The sequence below is a fragment of the Noviherbaspirillum sp. genome (assembly GCF_035627455.1).
Classification (GTDB): Bacteria; Pseudomonadota; Gammaproteobacteria; order Burkholderiales; family Burkholderiaceae_D; genus Noviherbaspirillum.
This window is the reverse complement of sequence record NZ_DASPLS010000030.1, coordinates 16,739-30,416: the sequence shown is the minus strand read 5'-3', so window position 1 is coordinate 30,416 and position 13,678 is coordinate 16,739. Positions and strand designations below refer to the sequence as shown.

Genomic DNA, 13,678 nt, shown 5'->3' with positions numbered 1-13,678 from the left:
TCAGGGTGGACTGCTTGCGGCGGGCGAAGTTCAGCCGGGGATGACCCGGATCCGGACGTCGCCGAGCGCGACGGTCTGCCCGGCGCGGATCTTGGCCGTCTTGCGCAGTTCCTGCTGCCCGTCGACCGAGACGTCGCCGCCGGCGACGATCGCCTTGCCGGCGCCGCCGCTGTCGCAGATGCCGACCAGCTTGAGCAGCTGGTTCAGTTCCACGTACTCGCCTTCGAGGCGGAAATCGATCTGCTGCATCATGCCTCCAGCGCTTGTTGTGCCTTGTCCAGCCACACCGACAGGCTCGCGCGCAAGTCTTCCTGGCTGAACGAGCAGCTTTCCTCGGTGAACAGGCTGCCGGCTTCCATGCGGCCGAGCAGGTCTTCCATCACTTGCCTGTAGCGCCCGGGCAACGCGTCGAGCAGGGCCGACTGCGCGCGCCAGGTGCGGCAGAAGGAAGCGGTGTCTGTACGTCGGTGCTTCAGCTCCTCCAGCGACGCGCGCAGGAGTTCGATGGCGGGCAGGTGCTGCATGGGAAAGGGCGGTGAATGGGAAGGCGCCATTGTACCCGCTTACAGCTGTCTTGCCTCGAAGGTATTGCAGGCAGTGATCTGGCCGCTCTGGATGCCGCGCTGGAACCAGCGCACCCGCTGCGCTGAGGTGCCATGGGTAAACGAATCCGGCACCACTTCGCCGCGCGCCTGCCGCTGCAGCGCATCGTCGCCGATCGCGCTGGCCGCGTTCAGCGCAGCCTCGACATCGCCCGACTCGAGGATGCTGCGCGCGCGGTCCGCATGGTAGGCCCAGACGCCGGCGAAACAGTCCGCCTGCAGTTCCAGCCGCACCGACAGCGCATTGCCCTCTGCTTGAGACACGCGGCGCCGCACGCCGTCCACCTTGTCGCTGATGCCAAGCAGGTGCTGCACATGGTGGCCTACCTCGTGCGCGATCACGTATGCCTGCGCGAATTCGCCGGAGACCTGGAAGCGTTGCTGCATCAGGCGGTAGAAGCTCAGGTCGATGTAGATCTTCTGGTCGCCCGGGCAGTAGAAGGGGCCGCTTGCCGACTGGCCGGTGCCGCAGGCGGTCGGCGTGGCGCCGGAAAACAGCACCAGCTTCGGCTTCACGTAGGTGGCGCCTTGCGTGCGGAACAAGCCGGTCCAGGTGTCTTCCGTGTCGGCGAGAACGGTCGACACGAACTTCGCCATGCGGTCGGTATCCGGCGGCTGGCGCGCCGGCGCGTCCTGCATCTGCACAGGGGCCGGCCCGCCGGTCAGCAGGCTCAGCACCGTCGTCGGACTGACGCCGAGGAAATACGACAAGACCAGTGCGATGGCAATGGTGCCGAGGCCGACCGATCGTCCGCCGAACCCGCGCCCGCCCCCGCCCCCGCCCATCCCGCGGCGGTCTTCCACGTTATCGCTTTCGCGGTTGCCTTCCCATTTCATGTTGCGCCTCCGGAATCATTGGCAGCAAATGAAGCAATAAGCGTACGCGGCCTGGATGTCGGCGCATCAAGCGGCGAACCGCCTGCCGCGAAGCAGTGGGCGGGAAATTTTTACAGCAGGCGCGCCAGCAATGCGTTCTCGAACCGGGCGTCGAGCGGAATGCGGACCCGGTGGCCGCTGCCGGCAGCGACCGTGAGCGGCGCGCCGTCTTCCGCGCGCATCTGTTCCAGTGTCACCACTTCGTTGCCTTGCGGATGGATGATTTCCAGCCGGTCGCCGACCGAGAAACGGTTCTTCACTTCCACTTCCGCCCAGCCGTCGGCCACCGCGTGCACGTCTCCGACATAGTGGCTGCGGTGCACTTCTGACACGCCGCTCATGTAGTTCTGGTATTCCTGGGTGTGATGGCGCTGGTAGAAACCGTCGGTGTAGCCGCGGTTGGCCAGGCCCTGCAGCTCGCCGAGCAGCTGGGTATTGAACGGACGGCCCGCGACCGCGTCGTCGATCGCGCGGCGGTAGACTTGCGCGGTGCGCGCGACGTAGTACAGCGACTTGGTGCGGCCCTCGACCTTGAGCGAATCGACGCCGATCTTCACCAGGCGCTCCACATGCTCGACCGCGCGCAGGTCCTTGGAATTCATGATGTAGGTGCCGTGCTCGTCTTCCAGGATCGGCATCAGCTGGCCGGGGCGGCCGGCTTCCTCGATCAGGTAGGGACGGTCGGCAAGCGGGTGGCGCGGCGCATCGCCGAGCGCCGCGAAGGACTGGTTCGCCTCTTCCAGCGCCTGCTGGTAATTGAAGCGGATGGTCTCCACCGGCACGCGCGCGATGTCGCCGCTCGCGTCTTCCGCCGCATTCATCACCTTGTAATCCCAGCGGCAGGAATTGGTGCAGGTGCCCTGGTTGGGGTCGCGGTGGTTGAAATAGCCCGACAGCAGGCAGCGCCCGGAATAGGCGATGCACAGCGCGCCGTGCACGAAGACTTCGAGTTCCATGTCCGGGCATTGCTGGCGGATTTCCTCGATCTCGTCGAGCGACAGTTCGCGCGACAGGATCACCCGGGTCAGGCCCATGCGTTGCCAGAACTTCACATCCGCCCAGTTCACCGCATTGGCTTGCACCGACAGGTGCACCGGCACATCCGGCCATTTGTCGCGCACCATCATGATCAGGCCGGGGTCGGCCATGATCAGCGCGTCCGGCTTCATTGCGATCACCGGTTCCATGTCACGCAGGTAAGTCTTCAGCTTGGCATTGTGCGCAAAGATGTTGCTGGCGACGAAAAACAGCTTGCCGCGCGCGTGCGCGTCGCGGATCCCGGTTTCCAGCGCTTCCAGCGTCGAGAATTCATTGTTGCGTGCGCGCAGGCTGTAGCGCGGCTGGCCGGCGTACACGGCGTCGGCGCCGTAATCGAAGGCGGCGTGCATCTTGGCGAGCGAGCCGGCGGGAAGCAGGAGTTCGGGGGAGCGCAGCATGGCAAGTCCGGGAGGATGAAACTGAACGCGCCATTATACTGAATGCCCGCGGGCACCACCGCAGTTCTCCTGCCGTTTCGCGGCCCCGGGAAAGGGAAGGGCGCGCATTCACGAGGAATGCGCGCGCGCCTGATGGCAGAACGACACCAGTTAGCGCGCCGCGTCGCCAGCAGCAAGAAAAGTCAGAGCGCGACCCGGTCGCGCCCATCCTGCTTTGCGCGGTACAGGGCGGCGTCGGCGGCCGAAATCAGCGCTTCCGCATTCTGTTCCGGTTCCAGCGTGGCCACGCCGAAGGACGCGGTGATGTGGGGCAGCGGGCGGCTCGCGGTGCTGAACACCACCGCCTGGCGCAGGCGCTCGCAGAGGCGCTGCGCGACCAGCAGTGCGCTTTTCTGGTGGGTCGCGGGCAGGATGACGATCAGCTCCTCGCCGCCGAAGCGCGCGGCAAAGTCACTGGGGCGCAAGCCGGCGCTGATCACCCTGGCCGCTACCTGCAGCGCGTGGTCCCCCGACACATGGCCGTGCACATCGTTGAATTGCTTGAAATGGTCGAGGTCCACCATGATGACCGACAGCGGGCTGTTGACCGTGTGCGCGTTCTCGATCATGGTCGGCAGGTTGTCGTTCAGCCATGCCCGGTTCTGCAGGCCGGTCAGGCCGTCGACCATCGACAGCTGGCGGTAGAACTCGCCGACCTTCTGGCGCCGCCGCAATTGCGCATTCGCCGCGCGGATGCGGAAAGACAGCAGGCGCAGCAGGTTGCGCGCGATGCCGTTGGATTCGTCGATCAGCTTCCACAGGACGTCGGCCTCGATCACCAGCAGATCGGAATCGACGCGCGCCACGATGCGGTCCGGCGTCGCTTCGCCGTCGAGCACCGACAGTTCACCCACGCATTCGCCCGGCAATACCTTGGTGATGACGTTGTCCATCCGGATGTCGCGCGCGTCGGTGTGCAGCACGTCGAGCGCGCCTTGCAGCACCACGTACAGGCAGCCGCCCTTGTGCGGCCCGTCGTGCACCACCTCCCGCGCGCATACCCGCTTTACCGGGCAGTCCGCGATCAGCGCCGCGACCTGCTGCCGCGCGGCGCCTTCGAAGAGATGGATGGCGGCGATGTCGTAACCCGATGCGGCAAAGGTATGCAGTTGATCCATCAGAAGACCTGCTTTGTGACGGCGAGCTTGACGATGTAGCCGAAGAGCAGCAGGGCGACCGCGTAGGCAGCGGTCCGCATGCCCTTGGTCTTGCCCCGGCGCAGCGCGATTGCGCCGGCGACGATGTAGGCAAGAATGGCGATCACCTTCACCGTCAGCCAGGGCAGCACGAAGGGATATTGCGTACTCCAGAAAACCAGCGTCAACGCGCTGCCGAGCAGCACGGTGTCGATCGCGTAGGAACCGTGGTTCAGCCACGGCTTGTGCAGCAGTGGCGACTCGCGCAGCATCATGATGCCGCGCAGGAAAAACAGCGCGCCGCTCAGCGCGGCGAAGGTCATGTGCAGGTGTTTGAGGGCAAGGTAGCTCATGGGCTTCATTCATTCGGCAGGATCGGCCGGCGCGCGTGACATGGCACCACCCGGCGGTCCCCATTCTATCAATGTCGGGGCGGCCGATAGCTGCAGGAAATAAAAAACGGACGAATACCGACGTACTCGTCCGTGTTTATGCCGCGAGCAGGGTTCTCAGTCGTCGTGGCCGTGGTGCTTGCCGTGCTTTTCCTTGTGCTTGTGCTTTTCCTTGTGCTTGTCTTTCCCGTGGCCGTGCTTTTCCCGCCAGGGCTGGCCATAACGCTCTTCCACATAGATATGCTCGGTATACGGCCGCGCGGACGCCAGCGTGACGGATACGCCGGAGGAGGTGCCGCCCTGGTAGTGCACCGGCAGGCTTGCGCCGAACCGCCAGTTGCTGCCGCTCATCCAGAACCAGAGGCGCTGCTCCGGCGCGTAATACACCTGCTGCGCCGGGTAATACACGTAACGGTAGCTGCGCGCCGCCTCCTGCTTGGCGCGATGGCCGTGCGCCGGCGCCCAGGGCGGCGGGTCGGCCTGCGCCGGCAGGCCGGTACAGACGCCGATCGCGGCGGTCGCCAGTAGCGCTGCGTAGTGCCTTTTCATTGTATTCCTCCGTGTTGACGGGCTGAATTCGAGCCACGGCGCTATCTTCGCCAGAACTCCCGTTCGCGTGTGAAAAATGTTGTTCTAGATTGTAACTGCAGGTGATGAGCAGCGCAGAAGCGCGTTCGATCCGGTTACACGATGTTGCAATTCAGCGATGCGATTGTTTCAGCATTCATCCGACGAATACCAGATATCGCTACTCGCAATTGGAAGTATGCGGCCGGCGTCCCTACACTATGACCAACGGAAATTTTGATCGAGAGGAATACACCATGGCCACCATGACCATCACATCCCCGGCCCCTGGCGACGCCGGCCTGAGCTATACGCAGAACGTCAGCCGCGCGGCACGCGCACTGCTGGCGGCACTACTTGCAGTAAAGGCAGCGGAACCGGCTTCCCGCCGTGCGCCGGTGCACGGCGGCTCCTGGTTCAGCCGCGACGACGAGCCGCAATTCATGATGCCGAACCTGGCGCAGGAACTGGCCCGCTTCGCCGGCCGCGCCGACTAAAGTCATGCAAGGATCGTCCTGAACGTCAGGTTGATCCTTGGCCCCCGCGTGCCGCTTTCCTTCGGCACGCTGTGCTGCCAGCAGCGTTGCGTCGGCCCCGCCATCAGCAACAGGCAGCCGTCGTCGAGATCGATCGCCACCACCGGCTTCAAATCCCTGCGTGTCTTGTGGCGCAGCCGGAAGCTGCGTGTTTCACCGAGACTGAGCGACGCGATCGCCGGGCAGCTGCCTAGTTCCGGTTCGGCATCGCTGTGCCAGCCGACGCTGTCGCGTTCGTCACGGTACAGGTTCAGCAGCACGCTGTTGAAATGCCATCCCGTCGCCTGCTCGATATCCGCCTTGATGCGCAGCAGGGGCGGCGTCCACGGCTGCGGGGTCAGCACCACGCCCGAATAGGAATAACCCCGTCCCGCGTCGCCATGCCAGGCTGACAGCCGCGGCTGCAGGTGCGCCTTTCCCCATAGCGTGATCGTTTCCTGGCGCCATGCGGTCTCCCGCAGGAGTGCCTGCAGGAACAGCGCGGTATCGGGTTGGCGGTAGAAGCCGCGAAGACAGCGCAGGTCGGCGTCCGGCAGCGCGATCCGCGCTGCGCCGCCGTCGTCGAACAAGTCTTGTGCGTGCATGGCGGCCCCGTCCCGGTCATCCCTCGACCAGCCGGAAGCGCGGCAGCTGCCGCCCGTCGACCATGACCGTCTCCCGGAACATGTCGGCGTTGCGGTGGACCAGATAGGGCCAGTCGGTTTCGTACAGCGGGCGGTAGATCACACAGACTTCATTTGTCTCGGTGTTGCGCGACAGGCCAAGGACGAAATATTTCCTGCCCTTGTAGTGCTCGTAGATGCCCGGGCGGATCGGTTGGTCGTTCATGCTGTTCATGATAGTGGAAGCGTCGGCGAATGGCAGCCGCGCTACTTCGGCCACAGGATCATCTGCGTGCAGCGGAAGGTCGCGATCAGCTTGCCGGTGTCGCGATGCTTCACCAGCGCATCCCATACCTGCGTGGTGCGCCCGGCATGCACCGCCTTCGCCTCGCACTCGATCACGCCTTCGCGTGCGGTGCCGAGGAAGTTGCTTTTCAACTCGATCGTGGTGAAGTTCGTCGCGCCTTCCGGCAAATTGGCCATGCAGGCATAGCCGCAGGCGGTATCGGCCAGCGTCACGACGGTGCCGGCGTGCAGGTAGCCATTCGGCGCGAGCAAGGATTTCTGCACCGTCAATTCGGCGTGCAGCGCGGTCTTGTCGAGCGCGGTGATCCGTATGCCGAGCAATGCGGGCAGATAGCCCTCGCCCATGTTGCTGAAATAAGCGGCGTCCTTGTCCTGTGACATGTTCTTTTCCTTTATCAATGTTCGTGATCAAGCTGATCCGGTTCGCCTGGCCACGTACAGGAAATATTCCTGCCTCCGGCGATGGTCTGCTCGTTCGCGCTCGGGCTGTCATCTTCCCGGAAAAGTGTACATCCAATTGTCAAACCCGGCGGCTTCCTTCATGCAAGGTGGAAAAAAACACATTGAACTCGCCGGGCACCCCGCCTTCCAACTGCTTCATTCATCAGCAGGAGGAAAACAATGCACTACGCCACACGGAACGACTTCGACGATTACAAGCGCCGGCCGGCGGCGCGACTGCGCGCCAATCCGCGCCGCGACAAGACCTTGCTCGCGGTCGGCGCGGCATTGGCCGCTGCCGCCCTGGTGGTGCACCGGCGCACGCGGCAAGTGGAACATGAGAACCCCCCGCTGGGCAACTTCATCGAGGTCGACGGCATCCGGTTGCACTACGTGGAGCGCGGGAGCGGGCAGCCGGTGGTGCTGCTGCATGGTGATGGCACGATGATCCAGGATTTCGACATCAGCGGACTGATCGACATGGCTGCGCAAAAGTACCGGGTGATCGTTTTCGACCGGCCGGGCTACGGTTACAGCGAACGGCCGCGCACCACGATCTGGACACCGCAGGCGCAGGCCGCGCTGCTGCACCGGGCCTTGCAGCAGATCGGCGTGCAGCAGCCGATCGTCGTCGGACATTCGTGGGGCACGCTGGTCGCCGTCGCGCTCGGGCTCGACTATCCGGAGGACGTGAAGAGCCTGGTGCTGCTCTCAGGCTACTACTACCCGACCGCACGCCTGGACGTCCCCCTGCTGTCGCCGCCGGCGATCCCGATTATCGGCGACCTGATGCGCTACACCATCTCGCCGCTGATCGGACGCATGATCTGGCCGGCGATGAAACGGCGCATCTTCGGGCCGGCCGAGGTGCCGCAGAACTTCGAGGCGCGCTATCCGGTGTGGATGACGCTGCGGCCGTCGCAGATGCGCGCCACCGCGGCCGAGGCGGCGCTCATGATTCCTGCCGCTTATGCGCTGCGCCACCGCTACCATGAACTCACGATGCCGGTGGTGATCATGGCGGGCGACGCCGACCTGCATGTGAGCAGCGAGAAGCAATCGGAACAACTGCACAAGGAACTGCCGCACAGCAGTTACCACGTGACGCACGGCGCGGGTCACATGGTGCATCACCTTGCGCAGCATGAGGTGCTGGATGCGATCGACCAGGCGGCGACCGCCCTGAGCGCCGACCAGCGCGGCGGCCAGGCGGAGCGCCACATCTTCCCGGCGCCGGCCACGGTGATCTGACCGGCCTCAGCCGGCGATGAACTGGCGGTAGCGGCTCGGGGACAAGCCGACACCGGCGCGGAAGCGATGGCTGAAATGGCTCAGGTTCGCGTAGCCGCAAGCGTCGGCCACCTGCTGAAGGGGCACTGCGCTCGCCTTCAGCAGCGCGCGCGCGCGGTCGAGCCGGCGCGCCGCGATCCAGGCGTGCGGCGGCATGCCGAACGAGATGCGGAACATGCGCGCGAGGTGGTATTCGGACAGGCAGGCGATATCGGCGAGCATGCCGAGTGTGACCGGCTTTTCCAGGTTCGCCTCGATGTAGTCGGCGAGGCGCCTCCTGATGGCCGGCGCCAGCCCGCCCCGCAATGCGCCGCCGGAGCGCACCGCAGCCTGTGACTGCAGCAGGCTGCTCAGCGCTTCATGCACGGTTTCATTGGCGCGCAGCAGTGCGTCCGGCGCGTCCCACGGCATCTGCTCGAGCGAAGCGCACAGCCGGGCGGTCTGCGCGTGTTCGAAATAGGTGCGGTCCGCCAGCGCCAGTTCGCGCGGTTCGCGGTCGAGTTCCAGCACCGCGCGCCGGGTGAAGTGCTCCTGCAGGAAATAGACGTGCAGGAAACGCAGGCGGTCGCGCACCACCCAGCGCGATTCATGCTCATCCGGCAGCGTGCACAGCATGCCGGGACTGCCGTACAGTCCCGGCGCTTCGTTGCGCTCGGTACGATAGCCGCCGCCAAGGTAATACGAAAGCGTGTGATGGCCGGGTCGGATATACGCAGTCTCTTCCTCGTCGGTCTGGCGCCGCCAGATCGCCACCGCGAGGTCGTCGCCCAGCCATGCAAACCGTTCCAGCTCGGCATTGGTGCCGCGCAGCGTGCGGAATACCGCATGCTCGATGCGGGTCTTCGGTGCGGCGTCGGCGGAGGGTGGGGGCGTGCTGTTCATCGGAGGCGACTGGCTTGTTGTCGTTCACTTTATCATTTCCCCCGAAGACGTGTGCAGGGACCCGGCCGCGGTGCGCAAAAATGCGCAAGAACGGACAAGCGGTGCGGCGTGGCCGCGCTTGCCGGCGGCGGGCATGTGCAACACCGCAAGTCCGGACAAGCCGTGCCACGTCGGCGGCGTCATGATAGCGTCAACCAAACAAGAACACGCTGCCATGAACGCCTTCCTGTACCTCCTTACCGTCCTCATCTGGGGCTCCACCTGGATCGCCATCAAGTGGCAGCTCGGCGTCGTCCCGGCGCCGGTTTCCATCGCCTATCGCTTCTGGATCGCCGCCGCCGTGCTGCTGCTGATACTGGTGGTGATGCGCAAGCCGGTGCGGCCGCCGCAACAGGCCTGGCGCTACCTGGTTGCGCAAGGCATCGCTCTGTTCTGCTGCAACTTCCTGTGCTTCTATTACGCCAGCCAATGGGTGCCCAGCGGCCTGGTGGCGGTAGTGTTCTCGACAGCGCCGCTATGGAATGCGGTCAACGGCCGCCTGTTCCTCGGCCGCGCGCTGCAGCCGCAGGTGGTGCTAGGCGCACTGCTCGGCCTGGCCGGCATCGGGCTGCTGTTCCTGCCGCAGATGCAAGGCCACTGGAGCGACGGCGGCATGCTGCGCGGGCTCGGGCTGGCGCTGCTGGGAACGCTGTTCTTCTCGACCGGGAACCTGCTGTCCTCGCGCATGCAGGCGCTCGGCCTGACGCCCTGGCTGACCAATACCTGGGCGATGTTCATCGGCGCCGGCGTCCTCACGCTCGCCGGGGTGCTGCTCGGCTTGCCGTTTGCGATCGAACCCAGCGCGCGCTATGTCGGCTCGCTGCTCTACCTGGCGGTGCCCGGCTCGGTGATCGGCTTCACTGCCTACCTGCTGCTGGTCGGCCGCCTCGGGCCGGACAAGGCGGCCTACTGCACGGTGCTGTTTCCGGTGGTGGCGCTGACGATCTCGACGGTGTTCGAAGGCTATCGCTGGAGTGCGCTGGCGTTCGCGGGACTGGCCTGCGTCCTTGGCGGCAACCTGCTGGCATTCCTGCCGATGCGTGCCAGGCTGAAAGCGGTTTCAGCGTAACGGGACTTCCGGTTCGCCCTGGGCGCGGCTAATAGCCCCTGCGATAGCGGTGCCCGCGGTAGTTGAGCACCATCCCGTTCGGCAGCATCCTTTCCAGCACCAGGCCGGGGGCGACTTCGTCGCCTTCACGCAGCAGGCGCTGGTTGATCAGCACTGAACGGTCGGCCTTGCTGCCGGAATAGATGTAGCCGCCGACCGCCAGCGCAGGGATTTCGCGCTGGATCTGCTCCGGCAGGTCGCGCAGCGCCGGCGCAGGCGGCTCGCGCGGTTCGGCGGGGGCCGCCTTCGCGGTTCTTGCTTCCGCCGACGCTGGCGGCGTTTTCTTTTCCGCGCGTTTCCTCGCGGGTTTTTCCTTCGGCGCGGATGCAGGCGCGCCGGTGCCGGCGGGCGGCGTGTCCGCGGGTGGTGTTGCCGGCTGTGCCCCGGTTGCGGCCGGTTCGGCGCGGGCAACCGGCGGCGCTGCGGCCGGCGCCGGCGCGGCAACCGCCGGTGAGGGCGATGCGGCGGGGGATGCCGCGGGTGACGGCGCAGCAGGCTTGTCGCGCGTGACCGCATACCAGCCGGCGCAGGCGAGCGTGACGGCGAGGCTGGCCAGCGCCGCCGACGGCAAGGGGCGCCGCCATGCCGGCGCGTTGCGCGCGGCAGGCGCGATCGGCGGCAGGATCTGCACCTTCGGCAGGGCGCCGCCCTTGCGTTCCGCTTCCGCTTTCTTCAGCGCTTCCAGGATATAGGACATTCCATTACTCCACCCTGCGTTCCGGTTCGGTCCGCTTGTCCAGGCGCGGCTCGGCGAGGCCGGCGGCGCGGTTGATGTGCATCGCAGTCACCGGCCCGATCACGCCGTCGACGTACAGGCCGAGCGCCTGCTGGAACTGCTTCACCTGCTTCAGCGTCTTCGCCCCCAGCGGCTCGCCCGGCGCCGGCGGTTTCACCCTGTTCAGTTTCGCCAGTTCGGCGGCGAACCAGTCCGCCGCCGGCCCCTTGTCCTTTTCCTCGACGGCGACGTCGAAGCCGGAGGGCGCGCGCCACAGCGTCACGAACTCGCTGCGGAAGTGCCGCACCAGGTGCAGCAGGCTGACTTCCTGCGTGATGTCGCCGACCCGCAGCGTCAGGCTGTTTTCGCCGAGACCGGTCATGAGGACGTAGAAAGGCTTGTTCGCCTGGTCGTACAGGGTCAGCACCGCGGGACGGTCGAGCTGGCGCAATTCGGCGATGCCGCCGTTGCTGCGATGGCAGCGCAAGGTGTCGCTTTGTGCCGGCGCGCAGGGATCGCCGGACGGGGCGGTTTCGCCCCACAGCGCCCAGAGGCGGCGGACGGCGTCGCGCTCGTCGCGCAGGCCGGCGCGGGTAGCACCGTTATTCTCTGCCAGGATGCGCTGCTCCGGGGCCGGCTTTTCCTGCGTCGCCGGCGCCGGTTGCGCCGGACGCAACGGAGGATCATCCGGTTTTGCCGGCGCTGCGGCCTGGGTTGCCTGCGCTGCCGGCGCCGTTTGTGCCGGCACCGGGTCATGCTGGCTTGTCAGCGCCGCATGCATCTTCCGCAGCACGGACTCGCCATTCCATGCCCAGCCGGCGGCAATGACCGCCGCGCCCAGTCCGACGGCGGCGAACGCCGGCCAGCGCCTGGCCGGCGCAGGACGCGGCGCGCGCAGGTTGATGAAAAGCTCGGATGCGGCTTCGTCGACGGTGCGGCTGTCGACCTGCTGCGCACCCTGCGCATAGGCGCCGAGCAGCGCCCGGTCGCACAGCAGGTTGATGCGCCGGGGCACGCCGCCGGTCAGCCGGTGGATCTGTTTCATCAGCGGTTGCTGGAACGGCGACGCGGCAGTCAGCCCCGCGGTCGCCATCCGGTGCTGGATGTAGCTCGCGGTTTCCTGTTCAGACAGCGCGGTCAGGTGGTAATGGGCGATCACCCGCTGCGCGAGCTGCTCCAGTTCGGGGCGGGCGAGCATCGCGCGCAGCTCCGGCTGGCCGATCAGGATGATCTGCAGCAGCTTGCGTTCATTGGTTTCCAGGTTGGTCAGCAGGCGCAGTTGTTCCAGCACGTCCGCAGACAGGTTCTGCGCTTCGTCGATCACCAGCACATTGTTGCGGCCGTCCGCATGCGCGGTCAGCAGGAAACGGTTGAGCGCGTCAATGTATTCCTTCACGCCGGCGCCGTGGCGGATGGCGGGCTCGATATGGAATTCCTCGCAGACCGATTGCAGCAGTTCGGCGACGGTCAGCTTCGGGTTGAAGATGTAGGCGACATTGCAGTTGGCCGGCACCTGTTCCAGGAAGCAGCGGCAGATCGTGGTCTTGCCGGTGCCGATGTCGCCGGTCAGCAGCACCACCCCGCCGCCCGCATCCACTCCGTACAGCAGGTGCGCGAGCGCCTCCCGGTGGCGCTCGCTCATGAACAGATAGCGCGGATCGGGCGAGATGGAAAACGGCGCCTGTGCCAGCCGGAAGAATTTCGTGTACATGGCAACGGATTAGGGAACGAGCGCAAAGGCTAGCACAAGTTTGGACAGGCAGCGGCTTCACGGAACGCGTTTGATAGAATGCAATGCCACTCGCCACCGGTGCGGAACAATATCAGGTTTCGCCCACTTCCCGGAGATACCATGCGCAAGTCTTCCCTTCCGCTGCTGCTGTGTTCACTTCTTTCCCTGCCGGCATGGGCGGCGACGCCCCAGATGAAGCCGGGCCTGTGGGAAATGACGATGAAATCCGATGCACTGAAGAACATGCCGAAGATTCCGCCGGAACAGATGGAGCAGATGCGCAAGATGGGAGTCGAAATCCCGCGCATGCAGGACGGTGCCATGACCACGCGCGTGTGCATCACCAGGCAGATGATGGAAGAAGGTCCGCTCCCCGGCATGGAAAAGAACGACATGGGATGCCAGACGAAAAACATGCAGCAGAGCGGCGGCGGCTACAGCGCTGACATTGTCTGCAGCGGCGCCGACATGAAGGGCGAGGGCAAGGTGAAAGGCAATTTCTCCGGCGACACCAGCTTTACGTCGACCTATGACTTCAAGGGCACGATGCACGGCCAGCCGGTAAGCCAGCGCCAGGAGAGCAGCGGCAAGTGGCTGGGCAGCGATTGCGGCAAGGTGATGCCGGTCGGCGCCAAGCCGAAAAAATAATTCCATGGCGCGCCGCTGGCACTACAGCGTCTACGTCGTCGAATTGTCGAAGGACGTGCTGTACGAGGCGCGCTTCAGGAAAGCCAATCCGGATTACAGGACCGGCATGCCGTGCGTCTACGTCGGCATGACCGGGGTCGATCCGGACGTCCGCTTCGACAAGCACAAGGCAGGCATCCAGTCCAATCGCTTCGTGAAGGAATACGGCTTGCGGCTGTTGCCGGAGCTCTACGAGATGTATAACCCGATGCCTTACGACGGCGCGCGCGACATGGAGGTGGAACTCGCGATCGGCCTGCGCGAAGCGGGATACGGGGTGTGGCAGGCGTAG

18 protein-coding genes are annotated in these 13,678 nt (G+C 65.5%); 5 read left to right on the top strand and 13 right to left on the bottom strand.

Features of this window, described 5'->3' with window-relative positions:
* Positions 1 to 30: 30 nt before the first annotated feature.
* From VEC01_RS05875 to VEC01_RS05845, 7 genes are all read right to left on the bottom strand, one after another.
* Positions 31 to 249, bottom strand: coding sequence for an RNA-binding S4 domain-containing protein (locus VEC01_RS05875; RefSeq protein WP_324899720.1), 219 nt, complete (start codon positions 247 to 249; stop codon positions 31 to 33).
* A complete protein-coding gene (locus VEC01_RS05870) occupies positions 249 to 524 on the bottom strand; it encodes a hypothetical protein (RefSeq protein ID WP_324899692.1) in 276 nt (91 codons plus the stop codon). The genes VEC01_RS05875 and VEC01_RS05870 overlap by 1 nt, the downstream gene beginning before the upstream one ends.
* A gap of 39 nt (positions 525 to 563) precedes the next feature.
* Positions 564 to 1,439, bottom strand: coding sequence for a KPN_02809 family neutral zinc metallopeptidase (gene ypfJ / locus VEC01_RS05865; RefSeq protein ID WP_324899691.1), 876 nt, complete (start codon positions 1,437 to 1,439; stop codon positions 564 to 566).
* Between the two features lie 110 nt (positions 1,440 to 1,549).
* Complete coding sequence (gene yegQ, locus VEC01_RS05860; protein WP_324899689.1) at positions 1,550 to 2,914, bottom strand: tRNA 5-hydroxyuridine modification protein YegQ; 1,365 nt, start codon at positions 2,912 to 2,914, stop codon at positions 1,550 to 1,552.
* A gap of 182 nt (positions 2,915 to 3,096) precedes the next feature.
* Positions 3,097 to 4,071 carry a GGDEF domain-containing protein gene (locus VEC01_RS05855; RefSeq protein WP_324899687.1) on the bottom strand — a complete coding sequence of 325 codons (975 nt, stop codon included), beginning with the start codon at positions 4,069 to 4,071 and terminating at the stop codon, positions 3,097 to 3,099.
* Positions 4,071 to 4,442 (bottom strand): SirB2 family protein, encoded by a 372-nt coding sequence (locus VEC01_RS05850; protein WP_324899685.1) that lies wholly within the window; start codon positions 4,440 to 4,442, stop codon positions 4,071 to 4,073. The genes VEC01_RS05855 and VEC01_RS05850 overlap by 1 nt, the downstream gene beginning before the upstream one ends.
* 156 nt (positions 4,443 to 4,598) lie before the next feature.
* Positions 4,599 to 5,030 carry a hypothetical protein gene (locus tag VEC01_RS05845; RefSeq protein ID WP_324899683.1) on the bottom strand — a complete coding sequence of 144 codons (432 nt, stop codon included), beginning with the start codon at positions 5,028 to 5,030 and terminating at the stop codon, positions 4,599 to 4,601.
* A 275-nt stretch (positions 5,031 to 5,305) separates the two neighbouring features.
* Between VEC01_RS05845 and VEC01_RS05840 the strand changes: the two genes are divergently transcribed.
* Entirely contained in the window at positions 5,306 to 5,545 is a 240-nt protein-coding gene (locus tag VEC01_RS05840) for a hypothetical protein (RefSeq protein ID WP_324899681.1), read from the top strand.
* A 2-nt stretch (positions 5,546 to 5,547) separates the two neighbouring features.
* Here the strand turns inward: VEC01_RS05840 and VEC01_RS05835 are convergent, their stop codons facing one another.
* From VEC01_RS05835 to VEC01_RS05825, 3 genes are read right to left on the bottom strand one after another with little or no spacing between them, the layout of a single operon-like run.
* Positions 5,548 to 6,168, bottom strand: a complete 621-nt coding sequence (locus VEC01_RS05835) for an alpha-ketoglutarate-dependent dioxygenase AlkB (RefSeq protein ID WP_324899679.1) — start codon at positions 6,166 to 6,168, stop codon at positions 5,548 to 5,550.
* Between the two features lie 16 nt (positions 6,169 to 6,184).
* Positions 6,185 to 6,412, bottom strand: a complete 228-nt coding sequence (locus tag VEC01_RS05830; RefSeq protein WP_324899676.1) for a DUF1653 domain-containing protein — start codon at positions 6,410 to 6,412, stop codon at positions 6,185 to 6,187.
* Between the two features lie 41 nt (positions 6,413 to 6,453).
* Positions 6,454 to 6,873 carry a PaaI family thioesterase gene (locus VEC01_RS05825; RefSeq protein ID WP_324899675.1) on the bottom strand — a complete coding sequence of 140 codons (420 nt, stop codon included), beginning with the start codon at positions 6,871 to 6,873 and terminating at the stop codon, positions 6,454 to 6,456.
* A gap of 240 nt (positions 6,874 to 7,113) precedes the next feature.
* Here VEC01_RS05825 and VEC01_RS05820 point away from each other — a divergent pair, with 240 nt between their 5' ends.
* The gene (locus VEC01_RS05820; protein ID WP_324899673.1) at positions 7,114 to 8,184 is read left to right on the top strand and encodes an alpha/beta hydrolase; all 1,071 of its coding nucleotides are present in this window, start codon (positions 7,114 to 7,116) and stop codon (positions 8,182 to 8,184) included.
* 6 nt (positions 8,185 to 8,190) lie between these two features.
* Here VEC01_RS05820 and VEC01_RS05815 read toward each other — a convergent pair whose 3' ends face one another.
* Positions 8,191 to 9,105 (bottom strand): AraC family transcriptional regulator, encoded by a 915-nt coding sequence (locus tag VEC01_RS05815; protein ID WP_324899671.1) that lies wholly within the window; start codon positions 9,103 to 9,105, stop codon positions 8,191 to 8,193.
* A 214-nt stretch (positions 9,106 to 9,319) separates the two neighbouring features.
* Here VEC01_RS05815 and VEC01_RS05810 point away from each other — a divergent pair, with 214 nt between their 5' ends.
* A complete protein-coding gene (locus VEC01_RS05810; RefSeq protein ID WP_324899669.1) occupies positions 9,320 to 10,213 on the top strand; it encodes a DMT family transporter in 894 nt (297 codons plus the stop codon).
* A 28-nt stretch (positions 10,214 to 10,241) separates the two neighbouring features.
* Here the strand turns inward: VEC01_RS05810 and VEC01_RS05805 are convergent, their stop codons facing one another.
* Together VEC01_RS05805 and VEC01_RS05800 are read right to left on the bottom strand one after the other, a co-directional pair.
* Entirely contained in the window at positions 10,242 to 10,949 is a 708-nt protein-coding gene (locus tag VEC01_RS05805) for a general secretion pathway protein GspB (protein ID WP_324899667.1), read from the bottom strand.
* A 4-nt stretch (positions 10,950 to 10,953) separates the two neighbouring features.
* Positions 10,954 to 12,678 (bottom strand): AAA family ATPase, encoded by a 1,725-nt coding sequence (locus VEC01_RS05800; protein ID WP_324899665.1) that lies wholly within the window; start codon positions 12,676 to 12,678, stop codon positions 10,954 to 10,956.
* A 141-nt stretch (positions 12,679 to 12,819) separates the two neighbouring features.
* Between VEC01_RS05800 and VEC01_RS05795 the strand changes: the two genes are divergently transcribed.
* Both VEC01_RS05795 and VEC01_RS05790 read left to right on the top strand, forming a co-directional pair.
* Positions 12,820 to 13,347: a DUF3617 domain-containing protein gene (locus VEC01_RS05795; protein WP_324899664.1), complete on the top strand. Its 528-nt coding sequence runs from the start codon at positions 12,820 to 12,822 to the stop codon at positions 13,345 to 13,347.
* Between the two features lie 4 nt (positions 13,348 to 13,351).
* Entirely contained in the window at positions 13,352 to 13,678 is a 327-nt protein-coding gene (locus VEC01_RS05790) for a hypothetical protein (RefSeq protein WP_324899662.1), read from the top strand.

Excerpts from the sequence above, each read along its gene's own strand:
- VEC01_RS05875 (WP_324899720.1), bottom strand. The coding sequence starts at position 249 with ATGCAGCAGATCGATTTCCGCCTCGAAGGCGAGTACGTGGAACTGAAC.
- VEC01_RS05870 (WP_324899692.1), bottom strand. The coding sequence starts at position 524 with ATGCAGCACCTGCCCGCCATCGAACTCCTGCGCGCGTCGCTGGAGGAG.
- ypfJ (WP_324899691.1), bottom strand. The coding sequence starts at position 1,439 with ATGAAATGGGAAGGCAACCGCGAAAGCGATAACGTGGAAGACCGCCGC.
- yegQ (WP_324899689.1), bottom strand. The coding sequence starts at position 2,914 with ATGCTGCGCTCCCCCGAACTCCTGCTTCCCGCCGGCTCGCTCGCCAAG.
- VEC01_RS05855 (WP_324899687.1), bottom strand. The coding sequence starts at position 4,071 with ATGGATCAACTGCATACCTTTGCCGCATCGGGTTACGACATCGCCGCC.
- VEC01_RS05850 (WP_324899685.1), bottom strand. The coding sequence starts at position 4,442 with ATGAGCTACCTTGCCCTCAAACACCTGCACATGACCTTCGCCGCGCTG.
- VEC01_RS05845 (WP_324899683.1), bottom strand. The coding sequence starts at position 5,030 with ATGAAAAGGCACTACGCAGCGCTACTGGCGACCGCCGCGATCGGCGTC.
- VEC01_RS05840 (WP_324899681.1), top strand. The coding sequence starts at position 5,306 with ATGGCCACCATGACCATCACATCCCCGGCCCCTGGCGACGCCGGCCTG.
- VEC01_RS05835 (WP_324899679.1), bottom strand. The coding sequence starts at position 6,168 with ATGCACGCACAAGACTTGTTCGACGACGGCGGCGCAGCGCGGATCGCG.
- VEC01_RS05830 (WP_324899676.1), bottom strand. The coding sequence starts at position 6,412 with ATGAACGACCAACCGATCCGCCCGGGCATCTACGAGCACTACAAGGGC.
- VEC01_RS05825 (WP_324899675.1), bottom strand. The coding sequence starts at position 6,873 with ATGTCACAGGACAAGGACGCCGCTTATTTCAGCAACATGGGCGAGGGC.
- VEC01_RS05820 (WP_324899673.1), top strand. The coding sequence starts at position 7,114 with ATGCACTACGCCACACGGAACGACTTCGACGATTACAAGCGCCGGCCG.
- VEC01_RS05815 (WP_324899671.1), bottom strand. The coding sequence starts at position 9,105 with ATGAACAGCACGCCCCCACCCTCCGCCGACGCCGCACCGAAGACCCGC.
- VEC01_RS05810 (WP_324899669.1), top strand. The coding sequence starts at position 9,320 with ATGAACGCCTTCCTGTACCTCCTTACCGTCCTCATCTGGGGCTCCACC.
- VEC01_RS05805 (WP_324899667.1), bottom strand. The coding sequence starts at position 10,949 with ATGTCCTATATCCTGGAAGCGCTGAAGAAAGCGGAAGCGGAACGCAAG.
- VEC01_RS05800 (WP_324899665.1), bottom strand. The coding sequence starts at position 12,678 with ATGTACACGAAATTCTTCCGGCTGGCACAGGCGCCGTTTTCCATCTCG.
- VEC01_RS05795 (WP_324899664.1), top strand. The coding sequence starts at position 12,820 with ATGCGCAAGTCTTCCCTTCCGCTGCTGCTGTGTTCACTTCTTTCCCTG.
- VEC01_RS05790 (WP_324899662.1), top strand. The coding sequence starts at position 13,352 with ATGGCGCGCCGCTGGCACTACAGCGTCTACGTCGTCGAATTGTCGAAG.